The 19,764-nt window shown below is 46.4% G+C and carries 19 protein-coding genes; 6 read left to right on the top strand and 13 right to left on the bottom strand.

Annotation, left to right across the window (positions count from 1 at the left end):
• Positions 1-127 precede the first annotated feature (127 nt).
• The gene (locus WC882_02465; protein MFA5842510.1) at positions 128-733 is read left to right on the top strand and encodes a hypothetical protein; all 606 of its coding nucleotides are present in this window, start codon (positions 128-130) and stop codon (positions 731-733) included.
• Positions 734-735: 2 nt separating this feature from the next.
• On the opposite strand, the gene WC882_02460 is transcribed toward WC882_02465, so the two are convergent.
• Together WC882_02460 and gpmI are read right to left on the bottom strand one after the other, a co-directional pair.
• Positions 736-1,821, bottom strand: coding sequence for a sugar phosphate nucleotidyltransferase (locus WC882_02460; GenBank protein ID MFA5842509.1), 1,086 nt, complete (start codon positions 1,819-1,821; stop codon positions 736-738).
• On the bottom strand, positions 1,724-3,421 hold the full coding sequence (gpmI, locus tag WC882_02455) for a 2,3-bisphosphoglycerate-independent phosphoglycerate mutase (protein ID MFA5842508.1): 1,698 nt from the start codon (positions 3,419-3,421) through the stop codon (positions 1,724-1,726). Before gpmI ends, WC882_02460 begins: the two co-directional genes overlap by 98 nt.
• A gap of 210 nt (positions 3,422-3,631) precedes the next feature.
• On the opposite strand from gpmI, the gene WC882_02450 reads away from it, so the two are divergent.
• Positions 3,632-4,171, top strand: a complete 540-nt coding sequence (locus tag WC882_02450; protein MFA5842507.1) for a hypothetical protein — start codon at positions 3,632-3,634, stop codon at positions 4,169-4,171.
• Between the two features lie 161 nt (positions 4,172-4,332).
• Here the strand turns inward: WC882_02450 and WC882_02445 are convergent, their stop codons facing one another.
• From WC882_02445 to glmS, 5 genes are all read right to left on the bottom strand, one after another.
• A complete protein-coding gene (locus WC882_02445) occupies positions 4,333-5,103 on the bottom strand; it encodes a prepilin peptidase (GenBank protein MFA5842506.1) in 771 nt (256 codons plus the stop codon).
• A 30-nt stretch (positions 5,104-5,133) separates the two neighbouring features.
• Positions 5,134-6,597: a tetratricopeptide repeat protein gene (locus tag WC882_02440; GenBank protein MFA5842505.1), complete on the bottom strand. Its 1,464-nt coding sequence runs from the start codon at positions 6,595-6,597 to the stop codon at positions 5,134-5,136.
• 11 nt (positions 6,598-6,608) lie between these two features.
• A complete protein-coding gene (ruvC, locus tag WC882_02435) occupies positions 6,609-7,079 on the bottom strand; it encodes a crossover junction endodeoxyribonuclease RuvC (GenBank protein ID MFA5842504.1) in 471 nt (156 codons plus the stop codon).
• An 18-nt stretch (positions 7,080-7,097) separates the two neighbouring features.
• Positions 7,098-8,525, bottom strand: a complete 1,428-nt coding sequence (gene pyk / locus WC882_02430; GenBank protein ID MFA5842503.1) for a pyruvate kinase — start codon at positions 8,523-8,525, stop codon at positions 7,098-7,100.
• 116 nt (positions 8,526-8,641) lie between these two features.
• Entirely contained in the window at positions 8,642-10,420 is a 1,779-nt protein-coding gene (glmS, locus tag WC882_02425; GenBank protein ID MFA5842502.1) for a glutamine--fructose-6-phosphate transaminase (isomerizing), read from the bottom strand.
• 145 nt (positions 10,421-10,565) lie between these two features.
• Here glmS and WC882_02420 point away from each other — a divergent pair, with 145 nt between their 5' ends.
• The 3 genes from WC882_02420 (at position 10,566) to WC882_02410 (ending at position 12,846) form a co-directional block, all read left to right on the top strand.
• Entirely contained in the window at positions 10,566-11,540 is a 975-nt protein-coding gene (locus WC882_02420) for a hypothetical protein (protein MFA5842501.1), read from the top strand.
• Positions 11,541-11,689: 149 nt separating this feature from the next.
• Positions 11,690-12,562: a hypothetical protein gene (locus WC882_02415; protein ID MFA5842500.1), complete on the top strand. Its 873-nt coding sequence runs from the start codon at positions 11,690-11,692 to the stop codon at positions 12,560-12,562.
• A gap of 59 nt (positions 12,563-12,621) precedes the next feature.
• Positions 12,622-12,846: a hypothetical protein gene (locus tag WC882_02410; GenBank protein ID MFA5842499.1), complete on the top strand. Its 225-nt coding sequence runs from the start codon at positions 12,622-12,624 to the stop codon at positions 12,844-12,846.
• Here the strand turns inward: WC882_02410 and WC882_02405 are convergent.
• The 3 genes from WC882_02405 to ruvA are packed head-to-tail and all read right to left on the bottom strand — an operon-like array spanning position 12,843 to position 14,992.
• Positions 12,843-13,877, bottom strand: coding sequence for a Xaa-Pro peptidase family protein (locus WC882_02405; GenBank protein MFA5842498.1), 1,035 nt, complete (start codon positions 13,875-13,877; stop codon positions 12,843-12,845). The two genes, WC882_02410 and WC882_02405, sit on opposite strands and share 4 nt — an antisense overlap.
• Positions 13,878-13,889: 12 nt before the next feature.
• On the bottom strand, positions 13,890-14,405 hold the full coding sequence (locus WC882_02400) for a hypothetical protein (GenBank protein MFA5842497.1): 516 nt from the start codon (positions 14,403-14,405) through the stop codon (positions 13,890-13,892).
• Between the two features lie 5 nt (positions 14,406-14,410).
• Positions 14,411-14,992 (bottom strand): Holliday junction branch migration protein RuvA, encoded by a 582-nt coding sequence (gene ruvA / locus WC882_02395; GenBank protein ID MFA5842496.1) that lies wholly within the window; start codon positions 14,990-14,992, stop codon positions 14,411-14,413.
• A 480-nt stretch (positions 14,993-15,472) separates the two neighbouring features.
• Between ruvA and WC882_02390 the strand changes: the two genes are divergently transcribed.
• Positions 15,473-16,630 carry a hypothetical protein gene (locus WC882_02390; protein MFA5842495.1) on the top strand — a complete coding sequence of 386 codons (1,158 nt, stop codon included), beginning with the start codon at positions 15,473-15,475 and terminating at the stop codon, positions 16,628-16,630.
• A 102-nt stretch (positions 16,631-16,732) separates the two neighbouring features.
• Here the strand turns inward: WC882_02390 and tgt are convergent, their stop codons facing one another.
• The 3 genes from tgt to aroC all read right to left on the bottom strand — a co-directional run bounded on the left by tgt (position 16,733) and on the right by aroC (position 19,708).
• On the bottom strand, positions 16,733-17,866 hold the full coding sequence (gene tgt, locus WC882_02385) for a tRNA guanosine(34) transglycosylase Tgt (protein MFA5842494.1): 1,134 nt from the start codon (positions 17,864-17,866) through the stop codon (positions 16,733-16,735).
• Between the two features lies 1 nt (position 17,867).
• Complete coding sequence (locus tag WC882_02380) at positions 17,868-18,542, bottom strand: ABC transporter substrate-binding protein (protein MFA5842493.1); 675 nt, start codon at positions 18,540-18,542, stop codon at positions 17,868-17,870.
• Positions 18,543-18,697: 155 nt separating this feature from the next.
• Positions 18,698-19,708, bottom strand: a complete 1,011-nt coding sequence (gene aroC, locus WC882_02375; protein MFA5842492.1) for a chorismate synthase — start codon at positions 19,706-19,708, stop codon at positions 18,698-18,700.
• Positions 19,709-19,764 lie beyond the last annotated feature (56 nt).

Genomic DNA, 19,764 nt, shown 5'->3' with positions numbered 1-19,764 from the left:
TTCAATATAGGGCCAAAGGTTTCAACACACCTAAGTCTCTTTTTGCTTGGATCGAAGGGTTTTGTAAGTACAAAAAATCCATCACTTGCAATCCAAAAAATCAACCAAATTAATTTAACTATCCCGCGTGGGCACGCATCGTCGGGGAGAAAATGTCCCGTCTTTTCGTTTGATTTGGGCCGTAGATTGTCCTGAAGAATCGAAGCAAAAAGGAATTATGGGTTATACCATGGTTGAAGATACTCAATTAACAAATGGTGTGGCGGCAAAAATTAAGGAGTCTTTTCCCTTGTCTGAAGAAATGCAAGCAGTGGATTGGCATTTAAAATCTATACTTGCAGGAATCTTGTCTAAAAGAATTCTTTCTTTTCCGGGGGAGCGTAATACTTGGGAGGGTAAAGTTACGGACAAAATAGCGTTGCATAAAGCTTTGTTTGAAGAGCTTCAGATGAAAGTAGTTCGAGCTGGTGGTTCCATCCGAAAATGGGAGAATTTGCTTCTTATTTTGCTCCAATCTCTTTCCACGGACAGGATACAAGTATCCCAAACTATCTCTCCTGGAGAGGTGGAAAATTGTAAAATGAGGGGTCTAATAAAATTAACCATAAGACGATCTGCAGAGATTGATCCCGGTCAGGCACTAGGAAGCTATGTTGTTGTTGCTCCGGGTTATGTGTTTACCGACAATCGCAGATCTTTAGGTCAAATGGAGGTTGTGGTTGTTCGAAAATAATTTTATAAGAGTTTCTCCCATTTTTCCTTTTTAAGGTGTTCCACCGCCTTTTTTACATCTTGAGAACGGTGTTTATCGCAGATCAGAATCGCATCCGGAGTGTTGATGATGGCCAGATCTTTGAGTCCCACGCCAACCACCAGTTTTTTCGGGTCTGTGTTGTAGAGGATCGAACCTTGGGTGTCGATGGCAAGCACGTCGCCTTGGGTGAGGTTTGCGATTTCGTTTTTGGCAAGTTCGTCGTGGAGAGAAAGCCAAGTCCCAATGTCGTTCCAGCCTAAGTCCGCAGGCAAGATGCGCACGCAACGCGGGTCGATTTTTTCCATGATCGCATAGTCGATGGAGATTTTTTCAAGTTTTGGGTATTCGGTTTTGAGTACGGATTGGAAGGTTTTTTTATCTTTTAAATACGCGGTTTGAATTTTGAGCAGGCGATGGTAGGTGTCGGGAAGGTGCTTTTTGTAGGCTTCCAAAATGGTTTTGACTTCCCATACATAAATTCCCGTATTCCAGAGATATCGATAAGATTGAAGGAATTTTTGCGCGGTTTTGAGATCGGGTTTTTCGATAAAACGCTCGAACGAATAAACTTCTACGTCGTTGATGACCTCGAGCATGGTTTTGACTTTCACATAGCCGAGATTGACGTTGGGGGATTTGGCTTTGACCTCGATGATGTTGAGGGTGTGATCGCGGTGCGCGACTTTTTCCGCAACTTGAAGGCATTTTTTGAATTCTGCGGTGTTTTGGATGAGGTGGTCGGCGTAAATCACGGCCATGACTTCATTCGGGTGGCGGGCGGCGATGAGAGCGGCGGCCAAACCGATGCACGAGGCCGTGTCGCGGAGCGCGGGTTCGATGATGAGGTTTTCTCGGGGAAGTTGAGGGGCTTCTTTGAGCACTTCTTTTTCGAATTCTTGATTCGTGGCCACATAAATATCGCTCGGCTTGAGGAATTTTAACCGTCCAATCGCTTCTTGAAATAAGGTTTTATTCGAGGCGAGTTTTTGAAATTGTTTGGGTTTTTCGAGGCGGCTGAGCGGCCAGAGGCGCGTCCCGGTTCCGCCGGCAAGGATGATGGCTTTCATGAAAATAGTATAAAGGATAGACGATGAAATCTCACGCTATTAAATTTTCCCCGGTCATCTCTTTTGGCTTCTTGATGCCGAGAAGTTGAAGAACTGTGGGCGCGATGTCTTGCAGGCCTTTGCCTTTTTTGAGGGTGATTTTTTTCGTTTGTATCTTGTTTTTTTCGGAAATAAAGATCGCCGGGACTCGATTGGTGGAATGCGCAGGGCACACCGAGCCATCGGGATAGAGCATTTGTTCCACGTTCCCGTGGTCTGCGATCAGGAAAATCGAATAGTGGTGTTCCAGGGCCACAGGTATGATTTTGCTCAAACATTCATCCAGCACTTTGCAACATTGAATCGCGGCCTTGACGTCGCCGGAATGGCCGACGAGATCGCCATTGGCGAAATTGGTGGCAATGAATGGGTATTTTTCCTTTTTGATTTCGTCGATGAGGTGATGGGTCACGCTGGGAGCGCTCATTTCGGGTTTTTCAGCGTACGAGGGGCACTTGGGGGAGGGGATGAGGACTCGGGTTTCGAGCGGATATGGGGTCTCAATTTGGCTGTTGAAAAAGAACGTGACGTGTGCGTATTTTTCCGTTTCTGCTACGCGGAGTTGGCGTAGGCGATGAGAGGATAAAACGTCGGCTAAATTGTGTCGGATTTCGGGAGTTGGAAACACCACGGGAGCGAGGTGCGTAAAGGGTCCCATGGCTACAAAATTAAGGTTAAGCGGGTCGGTTTTAAAATGATCAAATTTTTTGTTCAACAAAGCGTCGGTGATTTGTTTGGAGCGGTCGGTTCGATAATTGAAAAAGATGACGGAATCGTTCTTGCGAAAGATGCCGTGTGGGTCGAGGATAATCGGCGGAACATAGTAGTCGGTTTCAGCGCCATTTTCGTACGCGTTTTTGATGGCTGTGAGTGGATTTTTTTCAATGATTCCTTTGCCGTGGACGTAAAGATCGTAGGCTTTTTTTGTGCGGCTCCAGTTGGTGTCGCGGTCCATGGCAAAATAGCGGCCCACGATGGTGGCAATGCTCGCTTTTTTCGGCCCGCCTTTGTATAGGGGTTTGTCGAGCCCGAGCGCTTTGATTTTATTCTGAATCATCTTGAGATACTTGTCGGCGCTTCGTTCCGGCACGTCGCGTCCATCGAGGATGGCGTGAATGTACACGGGAAAGGTTTTTTCGAGCTTCGCGAGTTTGAGCAGGGCGAAAAGGTGGTCGATGTGGGAGTGAACGCCTTCATCCGAAATCATGCCCAGGAGATGAAGGGCGCGTTTTTGGCCTTTTTTGTTGGCTTCGCGAATTGAGGCGCAGGCCTTGACCAAGGCTTTTTTCTTAAAAAAACTCTTGTCGCGGATGGAGCGATTGATTTCTTCGAAGGATTGCCAGGTGATGCGGCCGGAGCCGATGGTGAAATGCCCGACTTCGGAGTTGCCTTGATATCCGGCAGGGAGGCCCACGGCGTTGCCCGAGCATTTGAGCAGGGTCCACGGGTAATTTTTTCGTAGTTGTTTGTAAAACGTCATGTTCGCCCGAGTGATGGCGTTGCCCGGGCCGGGGGGCGCTTCACCAAAACCGTCGAGGATGATGAGGAGGACGGGGGACAAGAAATTTTGAATTTTAAATTATAAATTTTGAATTGCGGATGCTAAATAAATTTTAGCAGGTTTTGAGCGGGATGCGTAGTTATGTATTTATTTTTTTTGTTGTTCATTAGATTACAAAAATATAAGACGTTAAAATGATTTTTATGTAAAGTCTTGCTTTTATTTTTTTTATGTAAAAATAAAGGCATTAATAACTTAACCTTAATAATTATGTCAGGAGATCATTTATTGCCGGAAGCGGATCAAGCTTTTTGGGAAAAAGCAGAGGATCCTTCTATTTTGGAATCTTCAGAAATGCGACCATTGCTTGATAAGTTTCTTTCTCACTTGAGCACGTTGCTTGACAACGCTTATTGTATAGCAATGAGCTCTGGTCTGCACGGACGTGTTAATATTAAAAATGAAAAACTTCAAGAATTTCTCAGACCAATAATGCAAGATTCAGTTGATCTTTTGATTGCTGGGCGAGGCAACCCCTCGGTGAGAATATTTATTTTAAGTAAAATATATAACGTACCTGAAAACGACGTTAGATATGGCTGTATAGGTGCGAGTACAAGTTTAGAATTCTCTACTATTATGAGAGAAGGTGAAGATTGGTTTTTAGCACAGGTTCTTGAATTGATGGCATTTCGGGTTTCGAACGCGCAAAAAGTTACGAAAGAGGAAATTCCAGCCGCTGAGATTCAAGCGGCCGTGGAAGAGATGAGAACGGAAGCAGCAGAAGTTTGAAGTTGGCGGCGGATGTAGCTTTTAGATATCGAAATGGCTTTTTTGAGCCATTATTTGAGGCGAAAAGTGTGCACGTGCACACTTTTTTGAATGAGCTCTTTAGTGAAGTCAGGGGAGAAAATGCGGGATAGGGGAGACCCTTGCTTTGCTCGGGTCTTGGGGGAGCGCACTCCGCTGCGCTACGTGCGTGCTAGAACAAAATTGAGATACCACGAAATGATGGTGTCGCCATAAAAGAGCGCGACAAAAGTTCCCAAAACTAAAAAGGGGCCGAAGGGCACCATGGTTTTTCGGGTGACTTTTCCGGAAAGCAGCAAGCCGATGCTGATGATGGAGCCGAGCAGGTACGCGAGAAAGGTGGCAAGGAGCACGAGTTTCCAGCCTAAAATTAATCCCATGAAAAGTCCGATGCGCAGGTCTCCGCCGCCGAGCCATTTCCCTTTGGAAATGAGAATTTGTAATAGAAAAAAGACGGTTAATCCACCGGCACCGATCAAGGCTTCTTTGGGCCCGACCATGATTCCGGGATAAAACAGGCCCAACCCCGCGATCACGATGGCGGGGATTAAGATTTGGTCCGGTACTTCCATGTATAGGAGGTCGTAAAAGAAGATGAAAACGAGAACCAGGGCGTAGAAAAGATAAAGAGGGAGAGGCGCGAGATGAAACGCTCCAACCGTAATAAATACGAGGGCGGTGGTGAGTTCCAAGGCGGGATAGTACCAGGAGATCGGGCGTTTGCAGTGGCGACATTTGCCGAAGAGCCAAATGTAGCTGAGAAGAGGGATTAAGTCGTGGGCGAGAAGCCGTTTTTGGCATTTGGGGCACATGGAAGAGCCTCCGATGAGCCCGGGTTTTTTATTATGAATTCGATAAATCGCAGCGCTTAAAAAACTACCGAACAAAAGGCCGAGGACAAAGAGAATGGGGTAGAAGAGGGAGGGGGGCATGGGGGAGGGGGTAATTAGAGATTATGAATTTTAAATTACTGTTTCCGCGGCTTCTTGCTCTTTTGCCACGAGTGCATTGTATTTATCTGCGGCCGTTCCTCCGATAGACCCGGCAGGATCGAGGGTGTAGGCGCGTTTGTAGCTTTCTTTGGCTGCATCGAGGTTGCCTTGAGCTTCGTATAATCGTCCGAAATTAAGATGAGCGGCAGCTAAATTCGGGTCTAAAATCAAGGCATAACTCAAATCTTGTTCCGCGGCGGTGTAATCGTTGGCATAGGTTTCGGCCCAGCCTTTGAGATTGTAGCCCATGGCATTGTCCGGATGCGCGGTGATGGCTTGTTGGCTGAGTTCTAATGCGCGTTCAATATTGTTGAGGTGGTCGAGATAAATCCATACCGGGCGAATGAACAAAGTGACATCATCGGAATTGAGTGCGATCGCGTTTTCATACGCTTCTGCGGCTTTGGCGTAATCTCCCAATAGCACAGCCGCATCTCCAATTTTTTGATACACTTGAACCTTGGGCTCGTACCCACTTTGCAACGCGAGTTCAAATTGAGTGATTGCGGAGGCCATTTCTTCCAATCCAAAATAACTTAAACCCAAGTAAAAGCGCGTTTCCGCCTTGGTGGGATCCATTTCAATGGCTTTGAGCAGGGCATCTTCGGCATCCGTGTATTTTTCTTGATTCAAATACGCATACCCGAGCAAAATCCACGCATCGCGATAATCGGGTTCGTCGCGGAGCACGTTGTAAAGGAGAGTGATGGCCAGCGTGGGTTCGTTGGTTTCAACCAAACATTGCCCGATGAGTGTTTTTTTATAACTTTCCGGAGAATCTTGGGCCAAATCGAATTCAGCCATGGCATTGAGATAAGAGGTGGCATAATCCACGAGCGTTTTATCATTGCCATCGGTTACCACGGCGGTGAAATTATTTTTTGCGTCTTCGTAGTTTCCATCGTACGCGGCAAAAATCCCTTTGTAATACAGCACGGTCGGGGAGGTGGAAGTGAGGGAAAGGAAATGAGCCTTGGCCCCTTCGATGTCTTGGAGTTCGATGAGATTTTTTCCGTAGAAAAGTTGCATTTCTTCGTTGGTCGGATCGGTTTTTAGGGCTTCTTCAAGAGGAATTCGTGCGTTTTCATAATCGGCGTTGTAAAAGTAGGCTTGCCCGAGTTTGTAAAACGCTTCGCTGGAGGTGGGTTCGAGTTGGACTGCGAATTGATACTCAGTGATGGCAAGATCGAAGTAGCCGCCCTCGAAAAGCGTGTCGCCTTTGGTGATGCGTTTGAGATAGTCGGGGTTGGAGGAAGTGGGTGTTTCGGGGATGTCGGTTGGGGTGGTTTGTTCAGTCGGATTGTCAGTTGTATTATCGTTGGAATGGAAGGCATTCAAGAGATTCGATAAAAGAGTCGGGTTGAGCACGGTCCCGTACACGGTTCCGAATACGATGATGGAAGAGAGGAGAAGGCCGAGGATGAAACGTTTCATGGAGGGGAGATTTAATGTCTGGTATTGGCATGGCACAGTGCAATCGCAAGCGCGTCTGCGGCATCATCGGGTTTTGGCACTTCCTTGAGCTCCAAAATCAGGGTGATCATTTTTTGCATTTGCGCTTTGTCGGCTTTGCCGTCGCCGGTGAGCGCAATTTTAATCTTTTGCGGATTGTATTCGTGAACAGAATACCCTGATCGAGTTAGGGTTTGCAAGATAACGCCGCGGGCTTCGGCCACACGGATGGCGGTGGTCACATTTTTGCTGAAATAAATTTCTTCAATGGCGCACACATCGGGTTTCCACGTTTGGCAAAGCGCCTCGATGTCTGTCGCGATTTCGTTGAGCCGGTCCACAGTGGAGAGCGTTTTGGGGGTGGAAATATGCCCGCAAGTGAGCATGTGAAGGCGGGTTTTCCCCTTTTCAATCACGCCAAATCCGATGGTGGCCAGACCGGGGTCGATTCCTAGGATGCGCATGCAGGGATTATAGCATGTTTACACCACCACAGTCGTAATAAAATTGTGCCTTTTCCCGGCATTCACGATCACGAGTTCGCGGTTGGGTTTGATCACGCCGAGAGGTTTGAGGAGGGAGGGAACGCGTTTGGCGGCTTCGGCTGCGGATTCAATGCGATTTTCGAGAACCAGAATGTCGTTCAAGCCCCAGATGAGCTCGAGTTCTTTTTTGACTTGAGGATCGTAAGTGATAACAATCGTTGGGGTTGAGGGGCGGTGCTTCATGATCTGGCGCGCGGTGTAGCCGGTGCGGGTGAGAACCACGATGCAATCCGCTTGGATGTGTTTGGCGAGGAGCGCGGCGTTGTAACAGGTGGCGTCCGTGATGTGCATGTCAATGGCCACGAGATGATTGGAGAGAAGGTGCTCTTTTCCGTGGAGCGCGTGTTCGGTGGCGCGGGCGACTTTGGAAAGCGTGCGAACCGCTTCCACCGGATAATCGCCGACCGAGGTTTCGCCGGAAAGCATGAGGGCGTCCGCGTGTTCAAAAATGGCGGTGGCCGCGTCGCTGATTTCCGCGCGGGTGGCGCGGGGGCTTTTGATCATGGATTCAAGGATTTGCGTGGCAATGATCACGGGTTTTGCGTACAACAATCCGTAACGCACGATTTCTTTTTGAACAATCGGAACCTGTTCAGCCGGGATTTCGATGCCGAGATCGCCTCGGGCCACCATCAATCCGTCCGCGGCTTGGGCAATGGCTTCGAGGGTTTCGGGTTCAATGGCTTCGCGGCGTTCGATTTTGGCAATGATTTTGACGTGCGGGGCTTTGTAGCGAACGAGTAAGGCGCGCAATTCTTCGATGTCTTTCGCATTTTTCACGAATGAAAGCGCCACGTAATCGATGCCTTGTTTGACGCCGAACGCGAGATCTTCTTTATCTTTTGTGGAAAGCGCTTTGGCGCTGATTGAGGCCGTGGGGCAGTTGATGCCTTTGTGGCTTTTAAAAACGCCGCCGTTTTGCACGTGGCAGTAAATGTTTCGTCCGTCTTTTTTCTCGACTTTGAGCTCAAAATAGCCGTCGTCCACGAGGATGAGATCGCCTTTTTTGACGTCGTTGTGAAGATTTTTATATTGAACCGGAAAGGTCGCGATGGGGCCAGGTTTGAACGTGTCAGTCCCGGTTGAAAAAATCACGCGTTGGCCGTGTTTGACCGGCACTCCTTGTTCGGGAAGAAGGCCGAGACGAATTTTGGGGCCCTGGAGATCTTGAAGGATGGCGATGGTTTTCCCGGTGTTCTTTTCCGCTTTTCTCAGATTGGCGAAGATTTTTTTCATGTGTTCATAATCTCCATGCGAAAAATTGAGGCGTGCGACATTCATGCCTGCGATTATCATGGGTTCGAGCTCTGAAATATCATCCGAACTCGGGCCAAGGGTGCAAACGATTTTGGTGTTTTTTTTCATTATGAATATTATAACAGATTTATTTGGGTTCGACAAATTTGCGTAAAAGGAAAAGCCACTCTTTTGAAAATTAAATGCGGGTGCGGGGGAGTGCACTTCGCTTTGCTTCGTGCGTGTTATTTCACTGTCACACTCTTCGCCAGATTTCTCGGCATGTCCGGGTTGTTTTGGCGTTTGATGGCCAGGTGGTAGGCGAGGATTTGAATGGGAATGATGTTCACGATCGGCGAGGTGTCGCCCACGTCCGGGACGCGGATCCAGTCGTCGAAAATTTCGGAATTCTCGGGAGAAACACCGATGATGCGTCCGCCGCGGGCCTTGACCTCCATGGCATTGCCGAGGATGTCGGCGCGAGTGGCGTCGTTGGCCACAATCGTGAGGCAGGGCGTGCCTTGTGAGATCAGGGCAATGGGCCCGTGTTTCAATTCGCCTCCGGCAAACCCTTCGGCGTGGATGTACGAAACTTCTTGCAGTTTGATGGCAGCTTCGAGGGCCATGGGATAGTTGAGGCCTTTTCCAATGATGTACATGCTTTCCACGTTTTTCATACTTTCCGCGATTTTGGCGATGTGCTCTTCGTAGCGCGGGTTCAACATGTCGTTGATTTCTCCGGCTGTGCGAATGAGGAGTTGTTTGCCTTCTTCTAACCGATTGGCGGTGGCGTAGGCGAGGAGAGTCAGGATGGCCATTTGCGCGGTGGTGGCTTTGGTGGAGGCCACGGCTTTTTCCGGCCCGACTTTGAGCGGGATCACGATGTCGGAAAATCGAGCCATGGTTGAACTTTCCACATTCACGATGCAGGCGATTTTGACGCCTTTTTCTTTGGCGATTTCAATGGCTTCGAGCGTGTCCGCGGTTTCGCCGCTTTGGGAAATGGCGATGAGGAGCGTTTTGTCGGTTAAAAATTCTTGAAAACTCGTGAATTCGGAGCCGAATGCGAAGTTGATGTGTTTTTTTGCAACTGAGGAGAAAAGATACGAGCCGGTTAAGGCGACTTTTCCAGCGGTCCCGCATCCGATCAAGAACGTGCCTTTTGCTTCACGAATGGCTTGCGCCAGTTTTTCAATGAGAATTGGGTCTTGGTTGATGGCGCGACTCAAGGTTTCTTTTTGCTCCATGATTTCTTTGATCATGAAATGGGCGTACGCGCCTTTTTCCGCGCTTTGTTGAGTGAGATTGAGTTTGATTTCGCGTTTTTCGATGGGAGTTCCCTGTGAAACGGTTTTGAATCGAATGCCGTCTTTGTTCATCATCACCATTTGGTCGTCGTCGAGGTACATGACGCGATTGGTGTATTTGAGGAAGGCCGGGACATCGGAGCCGATGAAAAATTCGTTTTTTAGGTTGCCGATGCCGATGATGAGGGGCGAGCCTTTGCGAGCCGCGATCAGGGTGTTGTCGTGAAGCACGAGAATGGCGTAGCGGCCCTCGAGTCGATTCACGGCTTTTTGAACCGCGGTTTCGAATCCTTCGTCGCTGTAATGTTCGATGAGATGGACGGCGGTTTCGGTGTCGGTTTCGGAAAGGAATTCATAACCTTTGCCTTGGAGTTCTTTGCGCAGTTCTCGGAAGTTTTCGATGATGCCGTTGTGCACGAGCACGAATTCGCCATTTTTGCTGAGATGAGGATGGGCGTTTTTTTGCGTTACGCCGCCGTGCGTGGCCCAGCGCGTGTGGCCGATGGCGAGGTGGGTGATTTGACCTTTGAGTTCTTTGCCAAATTCTTTGACGTCGGAAATTTTTCCCACATGTTTTTCCATCCGAATTTCTCCGGATTCCAGTTTTGCCGCCACGCCCCAGGAGTCGTAGCCGCGATATTCGAGGTTTTTGAGGCCTTCGAGTGCGAGTTCCGCTGCGTTATTGAGAGGACCGAAATAGCCAAAGATGCCACACATAGGAAAGGGATTAGGAGGTATCGTTTAGGAGTTAGGAAAACGGGGGAAATTTTAGGCTGATTTGATGAAAAATGCACGCGGTTTTTGTTTGACATAAATCTTAAAATATGATTTTATGCATACTTAGATTTTTGCTCGGTTTTTTATGAATTTATTACGATCCAGTTTGTTGACGACAACTCTATTGTTTGCTCCATCCATGCCTGAGGCACGGGGAGAGGAACCTTCGATCGCGCCCATGGTGGAATCTCAGGATTTTCATGATGCTTCGATGGGGGTCACGGAAGGCGTGGCAGAAGACGATAAACCCTCAAGAAAAGAAATAAGACATCGTAAGAAAATTCAAAGACAAGCTGACCGTCAGTGGCAAAGAAATATGGAGGAGGCTAAAAAGCCTATATTTGAAAAAATCCATTTTGAGGAGGAGTTTTTTGAGCGTTATGGAATTGAGGTTTTTAAAACAGTTGATCAAACTCTAGAGTCAGTTGATAACACCTTAGAGCACTATTATCAGTTGTCCCCTTATGGTGGTTCTGATAGAGCTTTTTATCGCGACATGATTGAACTCAAGGCCCAATTGGCCAAATGGCCACCTGAGGTTTTTAAAAAGTTGGGATTGAGAACTCTTATATGGAGTGGATATATGAAGGATTTGGAAGATGGGAAAGGGGCTGCAGGAGTGATGCCTTTAGATAGATCTACTTTTTATCTTGTTCGAAGTTGGCCTTTATCTCATGAAATTTTTCATCGCATAGATTCTTTTGGGCGTATGCCTGAAGATGAGGCTGAGTATTGGATTTGGGCAGAAAAAAATCGTCAGGCTTCAAAGCGAAATAATCCTCAATGGTATTCTTTGGATCATCCTTCTGCGGTGGATCCTTTTCGAGTGAATGAGGATCAAGCGGAATATGCTCGCATGTTGATGAATTTGGAGGATCCGCGTTTTTTTGAAGATCAATATTTACCGCTAATGGAGTATCCGGGGCCGCGGGATAAATTTGTTTTGATGAGGCAATGGCTGTTGGAGTTTTCGGAAGGATTGTTGAATGATCAGTTTTTCGTAGATCTTCAGGCCGGGCGAGTGGATGAGCATTATTGGGAGGAACGACAAGGCATGTAACAAGCGCACTCCGTTGCACCCCGCGCGTAGTGAGTAAATACTCACCTCGCAATATTTCTATGTTTTTCGCCATATAAAATGGACATTTTTGGCGTGACTTTTTGGGCTGATTTTTGATAAAATTCAAGCGTCAATTTAACCTGTTATTTATGGAAAATTCAATCACGAAAATTTCGGATGGAAAATTATTACGGCTTTGCGATCAATTTGGCAGGCAGGCACTGTTGTGGCGGAGGCGATTTATCGGGCTTTTGCCGGAGGTTCATAAAAGAAAATTGTACGAAAAGCGCGGATGTGCGAGTATTTTTGAGTTTGCGGCGAAGTTGGCAGGACTGTCTGAGGAACAGGTTCGTCGAGTGCTTTGTTTGGAAAAACGATTCGAGGATAAGCCGATTTTGAGAAATTTGCTCGTGGAAGGGCGCGTGAGCGTAAATAAGTTGGCGCGCGTGGCTTCGATCGCGACAGTGGAAAATGAAAAGGAGTTGGCGGAAAAAGTTAAAAAACTTCCATGTGCGGCAATCGAAACTCTTGTGCGAGACGAAAAATTCTATATAAAAGAGAGTGATTTTGAGGATAAAAATGGCTTAAATAAGTCACAATTTGACGTAAAAACTGTGCACGTGCACAGTTTAAATTTTTCCCTTTCCGACGAAGTCATCGCAGAGCTCAATCGTCTCCACGCGCAAGGACACGACGTGAATAAAATTCTTTTTGAACTTTTAAAACAACGAAACGAAAAAATTGAGCAGGAAAAAGAGGCGATTGCTCAAAATGTACCAGAGACAGCCTCTCGCTATATTCCGGTTCGTGTGAAATCCATCCTTAAGGAAGAATTCGGCCAAAAATGTTCCATTCCAACGTGCCAAAAACTCGCACAAACCATTCATCATTCACAACGGTTCGCGCTGGCGCATACGCATGATCCTCGATATATGGCACCGCTGTGCCGAGAACATCATCAAATTGCTCATAGTGTGGATCGGAGATATTGGGAAGAGCGCTTCACTTCGTTGCGTGCGTAGTTGACATTTTTTAGGGGGGGGGTATCTTAAAATTAGTTTTATTTTTAAACTAATGGTTTATGCCTGATGTATGGGATGATTTTTATGAGGATGATAATTTCACTGGGAATTTTGAAAGCTATGAAGACCTTTATGGGGAAGAGCCAAAGCCATCTGATAAAGAGGTTAATGCTGCCCAGCACAGATTTGAGGCAGAACAATTGGATAGGGCAAATAGAGTGGATGGACATACTAGACGAACTAGATTGGTTATTCCATCAATATTAAAAATGGAGGAAGATTAGAGGCACGTGAGTGAGATTTCTTTTGACGTTTTTGTGAGTGTTTTGGCGCCGGTAGCAGTGACGAGTACTAAATCTTCAATCCGTACCCCAAATTCTCCGGGGAAATACAGGCCCGGTTCCAAGGTCACGACCATGTTGGGTTTGAGTATGGTTTTGCTTTTGGCGGACAGGGATGGCATTTCATGGATTTCGAGGCCCACGCCGTGGCCTAAGCTGTGCGTGAATTGGGTCGGATAGCCGGCTTTTTTGAACACGCGGCGTACTTTTGTGTCTAAGGTTTTTGCCATGACTTCGGGACGGAGCGCATCGAACGTGGTTTTTTGTCCCAACAGCACCAGATTGTAGATTTTTTCTTCTTGTTCCGTCGGCGTTTTTGTGAAAATCATGCGCGTCATATCTGAAGCGTATCCGTGGTAGGCCACGCCCATGTCCACGAGAATGATTTCGCCTTTTTTGAGTTTTTTTAAACTCGCGTCGTGGTGGGGGATGGACGTGTTTTGACCAAAGGCCACGATGGGTTCGAAGGCGAGGGAGGCGTTTAAGTGGTCAAATGTTTTCTTTTTGATGAAATTTGCAATCTCAATTTCTGCCATTCCTTGGCGCAAAATTGTTCTTATTGAATAAAAAATTTGATCAGTGAGGTGTTGGGCGGTTTGGATGGCTTTGAGTTCGCTCGCGGATTTGATGGCGCGCAGTTCTTCGATGGGATGTTGGATCGGCTTCCATTTTATTCCAAGTCCACGTGCGGTTTTTTTGAGAATGTTGAAATTTTTGACCGTCAGGCGATGATCTTCGTATTCGAGGGTGTTGATTTTGTGTTTTTTAAGAAGGGATTGGATGGTTTTTTTATAATCATTTTTGGGATCGATGGCGGAAAAATTCTTGAAACGTGATTTTTTTTGTGCTTTTTCAATGTAGCGGCCATCGGTAATGAGATAGTTTTTTTTACCTGTATTCAGTAAAGTCGCATGCGAACTTTGCACGCCGGTGAGATAGAAAATGTTGAGGGGATGGGTGAGGAGGGAAGGCATTAAATAGGCGGGCTAGTTCTTTTTTGGTAATTGTATTGATCCTAAAATATCTCTGATCATTAGATCATCCGGGGTCATTGTAAGAATATTTAATTGGTAGGGTTCCCTTTCAAGGACAAATTCATGTTGATCAAATCCGGCTAAAAATTGATAAAAGTAATTGGTCCCTATTTGAATTTCAGCAGGTCCTTGATCTTTAGGTGCTGTATAGTTTGTAATTAATTTCATTTGGAGAAAAATATTTTCCGTGTTGTTTAATGTCAAAAGGAGGATGGTTTTTCCATTTTTGACCTTTTCTTCTGTGGTCCAACAGTTTGGAAGCTCAAAAGTTATATTTTGCCATGTAAAGAGTTCTTTTTGTCCTTTTATACATTCGTATTCGTTTTTTAGAATTTCTAAATTATGTTCAAGTTCATTATTTTCTTTACGTATTTCCCCGATATTTTGTTCGGATGATCTATAAACACTAGCCCCTGTCACAATGGCTATAATCAATACAAGTAAAAAAGTTTTTATATGAGAATTCATTTTTTTTAAACGTTTTTCAAAAAGTACTTGATCATGGCTTCGTGACTTTCGAGTGGGGTTTTGAGACTGCGGAATACGCGAATCATATCTTGGCGGCGATAACCGAGACTCAATAAAGCATCTTCAACGTCAGTCGGGAGATCGGAGTCTTTGGAGGTTGCAAGAGAGGAAAGCTCGTCGGGCCCACCTTTGAATTGAACTTTTTCTTTGAGTTCGAGCACGATGCGTTCTGCGGTTTTTTTGCCAATGCCTTTGATTTGAGTGAGCGCTGCGGTGTTGGAGGATAAGATGGCGGCTTGGACTTTTTCTGTGGGCCAGGAAAAAATTTCGAGTGCGGTTTTGGGGCCTACGCCGTTCACGGAAATGAGAAGCTCGAACAGGTTTAGTTCGTCTTGAGTTTCAAATCCATACAAACTGATTTCTTCTTCGCGCACCACGGTATGAATGAGGAGGCTGAGGGGACTGTTGAGTTCTGTTTTTTCAACCAAACCTGTGGTGGCAAAAATTTTGTATCCCACTCCATTCACATCCAACACGAGGTGTCTGTCAGCTTTGGCGCGAATGAGTCCGGAGAGGTAAGCGATCATGGGCCTATTTAAGCACGCAAGAGAGAAAAAGCCAAATTGACACTTTTGAATTTATGTGTTTATATTTTTTTGTTAAAATTTAGAAATTTGTTATGGTGAGTCGATTAGGCGGGGATCCAGATTTTGGGGAAATAGGGCTTGAGGATGAAAATCATCGTCCTTTATCCTTTGTTGAAAGACTTTCTCCTTCTTTTGCTTGGAGTGAATTTCCCCATCCCACGGAGTTTTATCCTGCGATTGCGGATTATGTGGTAGGTGTGGTGGAAGGGGCGATTCCTACTTATGTCCAATGGCTCGGAAGAGATGCGAGGGTTGTTTATGTAGATCAAATGGTCGCTAATTTGGCGAGTTGTGGAATCCCGCCTCATGCCACTTATCTTTTTATTGAGTATTTTTATTCCACGAGTTATGCCTCGGATCCTCAATCTCGGGGTGTGTGTTTTTGTTCATCGCTTGAGCAATGGGATCTAAAAAAAACCGATGGAAAAAGAAGATCCGAGAAATTTTACGGATATTGCGGATGTGGTTGGTTTGGAGGAGGGGAAGGATTTTGGGGAAGGCGTTTATGGTCTTTTACGTTTTCATTTTTGCGATATGTTGTTGCGTGATTTTAGGGGGTCGGATTGTGCTTTGCCTACAGTTTTAAATGCACCGCCTGGAATCAGTAATAATTTTTCGATTCCTCATCCTTTGCATGAGGCTGTTTTTGATAGTCTTTTTGATCCCTTGCAGATTCGTGGAGTGAGAGTTTTTAGTTTGGATGGAGTTTGTTTTGAGGCGATGGGATATCCTCTTTCAGTGGATCATGTAAGCGAAATATTGAATAAATTTTTGGCACGCGTGGGAGGTTTACGGCCTCGAGATGAAATGGCTGTGAACTATGTCCAACGTGCTCAAGAGCGTTTTGAGAAATTTGTGAAGCAAGGGCAACATGCCTTGTGGGATCCGGCAGTGACGGATGAGCAGCACCGAGAAATAACGGTAGAGCATTCTTGGCTTGGAAGATGTGCCGTTTTGCCAATTGTGGCGCGTGGAGATTGTTGGGGATTGGAGACAGCGTTGGGAGTTGAATATAAGGATTGCATCAAAGGGGGGACCTCTCGACCGTCAGGGGTTGGAAGGCCTATCGCTCAAATTGCTCTTCCTTTGAATCAACCTGTGATAGCCGGGCGTTTATTACAGCGACTTTTTGATGCAGGGTGGTGGGTTGCAGGCGAGTATTTGACTCCTCAAGTGGCGGCTTTTATTCAATCTCAGGGGAGAGGGGATCGCATCGATTGTCCGAAGAAACCTTCTTATGATTATGAACCGGTGTTGTATGCGGAGGGGAAAGAGGTTACGCCAACAGATAGGCATCGGGTGGCTCGGCATGCTTTTTCTTGGTTTATTTATCAAGACCTTGGGTATAAGCCCCCCTTTGGGTGGGGTTTTATGCAAGCGTTTGATCAGAGTTCTTGTATTTCTATGGATCGGATGGAGGGTGGGGCGTTTATTTTTGACCTTAAAGCTTATGTTGATTGTGTGCCATTAAGAGTTAGGGATTTCGAATGGGTTCCTCCTTATAATTTTGATGATTTTATGAAAAACTTGAGAACGTTTTTATCTCAATGTCGATCGTTTCGGCTGAGGGAATCGTAATTTTTTTTGATAAAGAGTCCCTCGTGAATGTGTGGTTCGAGACGAAGAGAATGCGGGGGAGCGCACTTCGCTACGCTCCGTGCGTGCTCACCACGACATGCGTTATTTGACTTTGAATTCTCTCAGGAATTTTTTGCGGAAGCCTTCAAATGTGTTTTTTTCGATGTGGTTTCGGGCAGTGCGCAGGAGCTCGTATAAAAAGTGTAAATTATGAATCGTGAGTAAACGAAGTGCCGTGATTTCGCCTTCGATGAAGAGGTGGCGAATGTAGCCGATCGAGGTTGTTTTACAGGTGGAACATGTGCAATTTTTTTCCAATGTGCCCTTGGCTTGATCAAATTTTTTGTTCTTGATGTTGTGTCTGCCGGAATGGGTCCAAAATGCGCCGTGGCGGGCGAGGCGAGTGGGGAGCACGCAATCGAATAAATCAATGCCGCGATAAATGCCTTCAATCAGATCTTCGGGACTGCCCACGCCCATGAGGTAACGGATTTTGTTGGCCGGGAGGTGGGGGTGAATCACGTCGAGGGTGCGGTACATGTCTTTTTTACTTTCTCCAACGCTGAGGCCTCCGATGGCAATGCCCGGGAGGTTGAGGGCTGCCATGAATTTAGTGGATTCGATGCGGAGATCGTCGTAAATCACTCCTTGAACAATGGGGAAAAGCGCTTGAGGCGGTTTTCCTTTTTGTGCGCGTTTTTTTTGAAGTTTTTCGTGTTCTTTTTTGCAACGCAGGGCCCAATCGTGAGTGCGGAGCATGGCTTGTTTGGCATAGGCTTTGTCGCTGTCGCCGGGCGCGCATTCGTCGAACGCCATAATAATGTCGGCTCCGAGTTTTTCTTCAATTTTCATCACACTTTCAGGAGTAAAATAGTGTGTGTCACCATTGATTGGAGATTTGAATTTAACGCCGTCTGCATCGATTTTTCGGGTTTTGCTTAAGGAAAAAACTTGAAATCCGCCGGAATCGGTGAGAAGCGGTTTATTCCAGTTCATCCATTGGTGCAATCCGCCGGCTTTGGCAATTGCATCCGCCCCGGGGCGGAGCGCAAGGTGGTAGGTGTTGGAAAGGATGATTTCAGCGTTTAAATCCTTGATGTCGCGCATCTCGAGGGTTTTGACCGAGCCTTTGGTGCCGCACGCCATGAATGCCGGGGTGTGAAAAGATCCGTGGGGTGTGGTGTAGGTCCCGGTGCGGGCGTGGCCTTCCTGTTTTTTAAGTTTGAAGTTGAACATGTTAGAAAGGGAGGATGTCATTATTGATGGAAATTTCAGGGAGAATTTCAATGATTTTTTTAGGGTTCATGCCTTCGGAGTCGAGGGCCATGGAAAGACGACAAATTTCCGTGTAAATGTGGGCTGCGGCCGGGAGGTCTTGGATTTCTTGGCCATAAATTTCTCGGTAGGCGTTTTGAAGGCGCAAAGTAAAGTCGCCTTCGGTGATTGTTTGGGGAAGATCAAAATAGAGATGATTTGAGGGGAGATCTTTGATGTTGGGTGCTTGGGTTTGACTGAAAATCAAAAAATAAATGTCATCGTTATCATCAATGTCCATATCCGTTTCTTGCGGCCATAAAGCGGTGGTGTCTTGGCACGGACCGTCTAAAATCAGTTTCAATTGATCTTGCTCAATAAGTTTTAAAACCGCGGTGTTCGCGGCTTCGGTGTTGCATTCTCCGTCTTCCCATTGAACGGAAAGCGTTTTTTCTTTTTCAACCCATGTTTTGTTGATATTGGTGATGGCGAGATTCACGATGCGTTGAAATTCAATTCCGGCAGAGGCGTTTTCTCCGGTGAGAGAGGTGAGCGCGCCGATTTTGATTTCTTTTTGAGAAGCGCAGCCGGTGAAGAGAAGAGTGGAAAATAGGCAAAAACAAAGAACGATGGATGATTTTTTTAATGAAAAGTTCATGAGATAAAAGTGGCTAGTGTATGAATGAGAGAATGACATTTTAGGCAAGTGGGAAGGGAAATTTTTGTGAACATTTTTAAGGAAGAAATATTGAGAATCATGATCCGAAATATTTCGCTCCCATGTGAACAAAAATTCTTCCTGACCACTTGCCTTTATTTTACTTGAGTCGACCTTTGTCTCAAATAATGATCCGCCAGCACCAGCCAAATCATGGCTTCTGCGATGGAAATGGCGCGAGGAGCGAGGCAGGGATCGTGACGGCCTTTGGCTGTGCCTTTGACTTGTTTTTCCAGTTGAATGGAGGAGGTGGGTTTGAGTGCAATGCGCAACGTGATGGGTCGGCCATTGGAAATGCCGCCATAAAGACCGTAATCCATTTTATTATTTTGTGTTCCTTTAAGCATTGGAGTCGTAAATCCCGGGCCATATTCAAATCCGGTCACCGCGTTGATGGAAAGTAGGGCTTTGGCAAAATCCGCTTTGAGTTTGTCGAAAACAGGTTCGCCCAGGCCGATGGGGCAATTTAAAATCACGAGTTCAATCAAGGCGCCAATGGAATCGCCTTGGGCTTGGAGTCGTCGAATTTCTTCTTCCATTTTTTTTGCAATGCGGAGATTGGCGGCGCGGACCGGATTTTTTTCAATCACGGAAAAGTCGGGTTTTTCAACGCTCCATTTGCCTATTTGTTGGGTGTGGCCAATGACTTGAGTGCGCAGTTTTAAATGACGGAACATTTTTTTTGCAATCGCAGCGCCGGCAACGCGCATGGCGGTTTCTCGAGCTGAGGCCCGTCCGCCGCCTCGGTGATCTCGAAATCCATATTTGAGATCATACGTTTCGTCCGCGTGTCCCGGGCGATAAAAGTTTTTTAACGCTTCATAATCTTGAGAATGCGCGTCTTGGTTGTGAATGAGAAGGCCGATGGGGGTTCCTGTGGTTTTTCCTTCAAAAACGCCGGAAAGAATCTCAATTCGGTCCGGTTCTTGACGGAGGGTGGTGAGATCGCTTTGTCCGGGACAACGGCGGTTAAGGTCGGGTTGGATGTCTTTTTCACTCAATGAAATTCCGGCAGGGCAGCCGTCGATGACTCCTCCGATGGCTTTTCCATGTGATTCTCCGAAGGTGGTGAGGCGAAAAAGTTGGCCAAAAGTATTTCCGGGCATGGATGATTTTTTTAAATAGGATTTTATTCTATTTCAAGCCAATGTTTTTATGTAGG

The sequence above is a fragment of the Candidatus Gracilibacteria bacterium genome, assembly GCA_041658685.1.
Classification (GTDB): domain Bacteria; phylum Patescibacteriota; class Gracilibacteria; order UBA1369; family UBA12473; genus JBAZZS01.
This window is presented reverse-complemented; position numbering and strand designations above follow the sequence as displayed.